The organism is Legionella stuttgartensis (genome assembly GCF_977063405.2).
Window position 1 is genome coordinate 1 of record NZ_CDRUHA020000029.1, and the last position, 1,313, is coordinate 1,313.

The following is a 1,313-nucleotide window of genomic DNA, read 5'->3' on the forward strand; positions in this document are numbered from 1 at the left end:
AAGCACTTTTACCAAGCCCATTATCCCCAATCAGTAACTCCCTTTGTCCTTTTCCGATGGGAATTAGATTATCAAGCATCTTATTTCCCGTGTACAATGGTCGATTCACAAAGTCGCGGTGAAGAATAGGTGGGGACAGCCTATCCAGTAATCCTTGTTCTTCATGGGGCGGAATCTCACCGCCGTCTAATGGATGGCCTAGAGGATCAATCACCCGCCCAAGCAGTTTATCGCCTACTGGAATACTCAATACGCGTTTCAGAGGAAAAATAGGGGTGCCTGCCTTTAATTTTTTGGTTTGTACCAGCATCACAGCGCCAACCAGATCTTCGGTGAGATGGAACACCATGGCAATACAGCACTCATCTTCTGAAATAAGAATTTCATCGATGGCAGCCCTTGGTAAGCCCTTAATCCAGATAATCCCATCTCCAACAGAAACCACCCGCCCTTGTTCGGATACCTTGATTTGAAATTGATAGCGCTCAAGGCGTTGTCGTTGCTTCTCAAGAAAAGAAGGGGTGTTAGGCCAATTCATTTTTTGTCTCTGTAAAGAATTTTAATTCATCACGAAGATTGGCTTGCAAGCACATGGGGCCCATTTGCAGGGTTAATCCCGCGAGAAGCTTTGGATTTTCCGTGAAACAGACGGTAAGTTTTTTAGGCGACAATTGTTCAATGACTTGCAAGAGATCCTGTTTCTGATGTTCTTGGATGGGGTAGGCCGTTTGTATCGAAATGGTTTCTTCTTCCGGCACAGTATTGAGCCATTGCCATTGTTCTACCGGAAAATGATTCAGATCCTCAATGGTTTTTTTAATGATGTTCTCTTCAAGATGGGCATCCGCAAAAGGCATTAACAATTTTTCAGCAAATTTCCCAGCCAATAGAAACGCTTCCTTGGCATTGTTTTCAATGGTGGCTGCGGCTTTTTGCATTTCATGGGAAAAAACCTGCTCTTTTTCTTGACGCAATTGTTGTTCAAACCGGAGTCTTTCTTCTGATTTCCATTGCTCCATCGCCTCATGCCACTCGTTGTGTAGGGTCGCTTTCTCTTGTTGCCAATCGGCAAGGCGATGTTCATAGGTTGTTTGCAATTGCGTTGCTTGCCTGTGCAGTGTTTGTGCAGTCTCTAATTGTTCTTGCACTCTTTTTTTTCGTTCTAATATGGTTTTTTGTATGGGCTCATAAAGAAAGCGTTTCAAAATCCAAATGAGAATAAGAAAATTAATGAGTTCTAATGAAAAAGTGGTCCAAGAGAGTTCCATTGGTTTTATCCCTGTTGCGTTACAAAATAAGACAATAATGGATTT

General features: G+C 42.7%; 1 protein-coding gene and 1 pseudogene. Both read right to left on the reverse strand.

Translation table 11 applies throughout. The features are described 5' to 3' along the window. Positions 1-538, reverse strand: a pseudogene (locus ACWTEW_RS08590) (F0F1 ATP synthase subunit alpha); the annotation flags it as partial. After that, a complete protein-coding gene (locus ACWTEW_RS08595) occupies positions 525-1,268 on the reverse strand; it encodes a F0F1 ATP synthase subunit delta (protein ID WP_454783627.1) in 744 nt (247 codons plus the stop codon). The gene ACWTEW_RS08595 and the pseudogene ACWTEW_RS08590, both read right to left, overlap by 14 nt. Positions 1,269-1,313: the final 45 nt, after the last annotated feature.

What these genes read in the sequence shown, in the direction of transcription:
- ACWTEW_RS08595 (WP_454783627.1), bottom strand. Translation starts at nt 1,268, where the DNA reads ATGGAACTCTCTTGGACCACTTTTTCATTAGAACTCATTAATTTTCTT.